Genomic DNA, 6,405 nt, shown 5'->3' with positions numbered 1-6,405 from the left:
CACTACATCAAACGCCCTTACGCAGGGGGCGAAGAAGAAAAACTAACGTAATTTCTGCTTAATTCAATTTTGCCAAAACTACGTAATGGCCAAAATTTCATAACGAAAAAAACAAGCAAAAGTCGTAAAGACTAGTGCTTGTTTTTTCGTCTGATCGTATCCTCAAGGATACGATTTTCTTTTTTTAAAAAAGAAACAAAAAGACGACCTACTAGGCCGCCAACCGCGCGTTACAAGTAGCTAACTTGCCACACGTTATATCGTACATGCGATATATTATCTTATTTCTAAGCTAATTGTAGCACGAAAGCCCATATCTGGTAAAATAAATATGCACGTTATGTGTCATCTTGGAGAGTTTAGCTAGCTCTTCTAAGGAGGTGAGAATCGTGCACGATATTATTATCTTATTTTTACTGTATTCTGTGTTGTCAAAGGCTAAGCAAGTGCTAGATGATTTACTTATGATTCTAGACAAACTGCTTAAATAATGCAGGGAAAAGGCACAAGAATTTCTCGTGCCTTTTTTGATTGGTCTAATTGTGAAATTGCAGAAAGGTGCAAAATAAAAAGCCTGCAATAACAAGCTTTTTTAATACTATACGGTTTTAAATTCACAAGTGTGCAAAATTTGCACAATTTGAGCCTTAGTTTATAAGGGTTAAGCGACTACTTCCGATAATGCGCATTATGTAAAGCTACATGCGGTATAGATAAAAGCGTAGTTAGTTTAGCTGATACTTTTATACGTTTCACCTACATTTAGTTTAGGTAGCTTTATCATTTTACTGGTTTTTTTACCTCTCTTATGTTGAGTTAACCTTAAATCATTATAGTTCTTAACTGTATTTGTGTTTAAGGTGATATTATCTTCGGGAATATCACTTATTGTTGAAAATATAGGTTTGTTATTTTCCCAAATTTTAATGATGTTACCAGGTTTAGTTAAAATATTTAATTCAATAGAATTTTGGTTTCTTTTAGCATCAAGTATGGTTGGTTTATCGGTAGTATATTTTGATGCTGAAATTGTTTTAATTAAGTGCTTACCACTGTAAATTGTAAAGTTTTTATATCCTTTAAATGGTAAAATTATTTTGAATTTAGCTCCATTTTTCTTTACTTTATAATTTTTAATAGTTTGTTTATTATATTTAATATTTAACTCAGAAATATCATAAGTATTACCGCTAAGTGTTAACTTATGGGTCTTACCAGAATAATTCATATGAAGCTTCGAAATTCTTGGATTTAATTTAATAGGTAAATCAATCGAAACAATATTATTACCAATGGCGTCTCCTAAATTTGCTACGGATTTAGAATATGCTTTTTTCATTCCTCGAATATCAGGCTTGCTAATAGAATAAGTTCTATTAGCTGGATTCATTACAGATTTACTGCCTTTTGAATTATGCTTTAGTCCTAATGCATGACCTAATTCATGTTCTGCTACATTAATTTTTTGTTTAGTTGTATATTTATATTTTTTTAATGAAGTTTTATTTAGTTCTACTTTGTTGCTGACTATTAAGTGATTACTTACGTTATATCGCATGTGATCTATACCAGCTAAACCCTTTAGACTCTTATCCTGTTTTTGGGTAAGTGCTATTAAGTGTGTGTTTGATGAGCTAGCTTTTTCCCACTTAAATCCCGCTTTTTTCCAACCATTAATTGCTTTTTTCCATATATATTTGTAGTTTTTAGATTGTTTATTTATCACATAAGTTGAATGCTGTTCAGGGAATCTCCAACCATAAGGTGTAGTAGCTTTAGTTTTAGCTGATACATTAATTGGCGTATAGCTCAAAAACAGCGTCAAAGACAATGATAAAACAGCAAACTTATTAAGTTTTTTATTCATTTTTACTCCCAGTATATTTGAATAATTTAATAATATAAATTATGGTTTTAGTTATAAAACACCATATATTTTTTGTCAATGCAATATAATTACTCCTATTGATACTTTGTAATAGCTAGTTACACTTTTTAATGCACTTTTTAAGTGGTTTGTCAAAAAATAAAAGTAGGTATCCGCACCGACGCAAACTCGCGGACGCAAGCAGACAGGTAATGAGTCTGTCGGGAGTGTTAAATGGTCACTACGGCCGGTGTAACCAAGAAGTAATGAAGAAAGAAATATGCATTATGTAAAGCTACATGCGGTATAGGCTATTTAAATTGGTAAAAATGCAGATACAATATTTGCTAAATTGTTTGACCAGGTTTTATTAATATGTATGTGCCTAAATGCAGAGTAAAGTATATGGTGAGTCGTTCCTGTATATGCGTCGAGGACTTTAACAAAAATTCCTAAGGTTGTATGCTTTCTAATCATTTTATATACAATTTTTCTAATTGGTTTAGGAGTTCTTCTAAGTACCTTTAAAAATAGTTTACCTACAGTTGCACCACTAATGTATATTTTGTCTGTTGAACCATGTTTGTTAACAGCATAAACTACATCTTTTGGTAACAGCATAAACTACATCTTTTGGTAACAGCATAACTCCTTTATGTGAAAAATTAAAATTAGTTTCTAAATTTTTTCTAGCTCTATTCAATTTAGCACGTTTTGTTTTTGCTTTTTTCATTGAAGCAGCTACAACAACTGTATTTGTTTGTATGGCTGTATTAGCAATTTCAGGAGATAGTGCCAAACATGTACAAAATGTTATAAATATTTTCTTGATTACTTTCATATTTTCACCTCTTATATAGTTTATAATAACAGGTGAAATTTTTCATCATTTTTTCGAATAATTAACTAGTAATATAATAACAGGAACTATTTGACATATAGACCAATATGCTAAATTAATATATCCTATAATAATAATTACAGGATATTTTAATATAGTATAATATAAAACTACTAGACTAATTCCAGCTATAAGCGATAATATGTTGATAAACTTTAGGGTTTTTTGTTGTGCTATAGCAAGCTTATTTTGGATATCAATATCTTCTGCTGATGATTTGTGATTTTTTTTAATACTGCTATTAAAAAAATCGTTTACAGATGCTATAGCAAAGAAAATTATCGCTGTAATTATGTCTATTATCGAGCCGAAAATATTTGTTTGCCATTGATATACGGCGAGGAATAATAGGCTTATGGTTAGTATTAGGTCAAATAAATTGTTAATGATTTTTTTTTTATTTCTTTTCATGTTGTTTTCCTTTTCCTTTTTGTTTTTATATTTAGTTATTAATAATTCTAAATGATTATCAATTAAATAGCGAGGTAATTTGATTATAATTGTGGGTGATTTTTGATAGTTATATTGGTTATTTTTAAGTATAGAGATGAATTTGTTAATAATATTTATGAAATTAAAAAATTGACTATTAAAAAAAAGCAGTTTTTATGCTATGATGACAACAGTATGAATTAAAAAAGCCCTGGCTGCTGAGCAGTCAGGGCAAAGAAAAAAAGCTAATCCATGTTCACTTTGGCGGGCGAATAAATTAGCTTTAATCCTCTTGAATTCAATACTTAGTATAACAAATCTAAGTTATAATTCAAGAGATTAAAGCTAAAAACCTCCGAACTAAAGTGAAAGATTAGTTCGGAGGTTTTTCCGTTATCAAAACAGCACACAAATAGCCAACAGGACAAAGTTGTAAAAAGTGACAGGTTTAATAGAGCCATCTCAAGTAATAAATCTATTTCCGAAAGTCAGTAACGAGACAGTGGGGCAAGTGGCGGTGACGACCAGCAGTGCAAACAAGGTCAGGGTGGTTCCGACGACTACTGCAGGTTTAGAATTACACATCTGTAAGGAGAATATGCAGCAGTGGTGCACATGGCCGTAAGTATCAGAACATAGTACGCCGTACTATTGACTGGGGTTAGTAATGACGTTGTCCAGCAACTTCTAGATCATCACTAAGAGAAAACAAACAACGGGTACAAGCGGTGTTAGGGCGTTGATTAACCAATAAAAAGCGTGTGTCGGCGAAAGCCGGAGTTATAACCAACAATTGCAAAGCAAGTTAGTTAGATACTTTTATTCCCTTTTCGCAAGGGGAAAGTACCTAACTAACCGCTTTGCGGTTAGTAGAGAGTTAGGTATGGGGAGAGTCTGCCCCAAAAGAGTAAGAGATCAAGCAGGGAAGAGAAAGAAATAAAAGAGTTAGGTAAAAAATGATATTGGAGGGTAAGGTGCTGGAATAGAAGTGGATTAAAGAGTGGGAATGGAAAAATGATGAAGCATTGTATTCAGATTTTAAGTTAGAAAAAGAGTATCAGAAAATATTTAGTGAAGAATAGTAATGTCTGCAGATCGCTCAAAATTGAGTTCTAAGAGCTTTTAATGGTGTCTAGGATGATTGGATGTGTTTTTTGCTTAAAAAAGGTGGTTGAGAAATGTTTAACGTTCAAGTCCACGACTACGTTCTCTTGGTGCTTGTTGCTGAAAATATTTAACCTGTAATTCTTCTTGACTTGGTTCGGGATTTAATTTTTTAACATCTTTCTTGTCCCAATAACGGGCGAAATATTTTAAAGCTGGTTCTGGGTCTTTTTGAAAATGTTGGCCAACTTGTTTGGTAACTTGATCCCAAATATTTTTGATTAGTGGTTTACAGTCCTTGACGGCGATAACTAAGTTTTTAGCGAATTGATCTAGCTTAGTAATTTGTGTTTGTTGTTGGCGAATGAGTCGATTGCGTGTTGATAGAGCCTGTTTTTGTTCAGCTAGTAATTGTTCTTGCTGTTTTAGTTGTTTAGCTTGAGTTTGATTTTCCTGCTGTTTTTCGGTTAGTTTAGTTTGCAGATCGTGAATTTGGTGCTGGTATGGCTCGCTGCCAGTAGTCAATTTTTGTTGTAGGTCGTAAATTTTAGCGTTGAGGGTTATTCGTTCACTTTCTTGTTTATGATCATTGGCAATGGATTGTGTAATCATTTTGTTAAGATTTTGAATTTCTGCTTGTAACTTTTTGATTTTTTCTTGATATGGCTGACCAGCATTTTTGTGGACACGTTGCTGTTCTTCTCTTCGTCCTTCCTCAACACCGAAAGTATGACCTTGAGAGTAGCCGTTAAGTTCTGCAGTTTCCTTTTGCGCTGTAAGCTGCTCATTTTGGGCTTTTAATTGGACATTCTCCGTTAGCAATTGCTTGTTTTGCCCGATAATTTGTACCAAATTTTGTGGTAAATCGGCTTGTCTAATTAATTTTGCAATTCGTTTTTGTGCCAGTGGTTTGTCGAGTATGCCAAAAGTCTTAGTTGGTAAATAATAATCGGCATTTTTGCCCTTATTAACATTTTCAAGGCGTTTCAAATTGCTGATGTATGATTTATCGGCTTTAGAATTAAAAACGCTCTGAGCGGCTAAATTTGCTAAATTTTGTTGTTTTTCATTAACTTTTAGGCTAAGTTGCTCGTTTTTTAATTCTTGATCGGTTAATTTAACTTGTACTTCGGCATTTTCTTGTTGCTGGGTTTTAGTAATTTCTTGAACTTGCTCTACTCTACGCATAGCTTGTTTGTATTCATGAACGTTTTTTAAACGATTAGTAAAGCCAACTTCGCGCTCAATACCAAATTTCAGGGCAATTTGACTTAATTTTTCAGTTTGGTGGTGTTGAAAATTGCTAAAAAGCGCCCGACTGTCCTTAGGATCGTTCTTGTAGCCTTCTTCAAGCAAAGCTTTATCAAAACTAGGCTTGATAGTTAAGCCACGCTTAGCGTGCGGTAAATGAGCCACAGGAACAACGTTAAGGTGTAAATGGGGCGATCCCGGCTCGTCCATATGAATGACCGCATTATAAACAATAAAATTGGGATTATCTTGCATAAAGTCATGCACAAATTCGGTCAAAATCATTTTAGCTGCACGCCAATTTTTTGAATTAGCACGGTCTTTATTCAGATAATCTTGTTGATTACCAACTTGAACAATAAATTCCCGTTGAGTTTGTTGGTTTTTACTATGAAGCACTTGCTGATAGTAATTTTTGATTTTACGATCGGCACGTTTTTGTTTGGCATTATAGAGCTCGATTGCGGGATCAAATTGTTCATGATAAACGTCTTTAATATCACGATGAACTAAAACTTGATTTAATTTAGTAAATTCACGTTGGATATGAGTATGGCCTTTTTTATCAAAATCAAAATGTTCAATATCTAAAGAACGATTGTTGTGTTTAATTGAAGTTTCGCTAGCCTTACCTTTAGCGAATGAAATAGTCATTTTTTGGTTCATCAAGTAGGTACCTCCGAGTAGATTTTATTCTACTTCTTTTTTGTTACTTTTCCAAAAAGTAACGTTTTCGATGTAGTGACAATTGCTTACAGCAAAAGTCACTACATCAAACGCCCTTACGCAGGGGGCGAAGAAGAAAAACTAACGTAATTTCTGCTTAATTCAATTTTGCCAAAACTACGTA

5 protein-coding genes are annotated in these 6,405 nt (G+C 33.1%); all 5 read right to left on the bottom strand.

Going from position 1 to position 6,405, the window contains the following annotated elements:
* Positions 1–730: 730 nt before the first annotated feature.
* The gene (locus H3T43_RS09195; RefSeq protein ID WP_223897619.1) at positions 731–1,867 is read right to left on the bottom strand and encodes a matrixin family metalloprotease; all 1,137 of its coding nucleotides are present in this window, start codon (positions 1,865–1,867) and stop codon (positions 731–733) included.
* 315 nt (positions 1,868–2,182) lie between these two features.
* Positions 2,183–2,488 (bottom strand): hypothetical protein, encoded by a 306-nt coding sequence (locus H3T43_RS09190; protein WP_198214153.1) that lies wholly within the window; start codon positions 2,486–2,488, stop codon positions 2,183–2,185.
* The gene (locus H3T43_RS09185; RefSeq protein ID WP_198214151.1) at positions 2,454–2,708 is read right to left on the bottom strand and encodes a hypothetical protein; all 255 of its coding nucleotides are present in this window, start codon (positions 2,706–2,708) and stop codon (positions 2,454–2,456) included. The genes H3T43_RS09190 and H3T43_RS09185 overlap by 35 nt, the downstream gene beginning before the upstream one ends.
* Before the next feature lie 45 nt (positions 2,709–2,753).
* Entirely contained in the window at positions 2,754–3,179 is a 426-nt protein-coding gene (locus H3T43_RS09180) for a hypothetical protein (RefSeq protein WP_198214149.1), read from the bottom strand.
* A 1,203-nt stretch (positions 3,180–4,382) separates the two neighbouring features.
* Positions 4,383–6,221: a plasmid recombination protein gene (locus H3T43_RS09175; protein ID WP_198214147.1), complete on the bottom strand. Its 1,839-nt coding sequence runs from the start codon at positions 6,219–6,221 to the stop codon at positions 4,383–4,385.
* Positions 6,222–6,405 lie beyond the last annotated feature (184 nt).

The sequence above is a fragment of the Lactobacillus sp. M0396 genome (genome assembly GCF_016101625.1).
Classification (GTDB): Bacteria; Bacillota; Bacilli; order Lactobacillales; family Lactobacillaceae; genus Lactobacillus; species Lactobacillus huangpiensis.
This window is presented reverse-complemented; position numbering and strand designations above follow the sequence as displayed.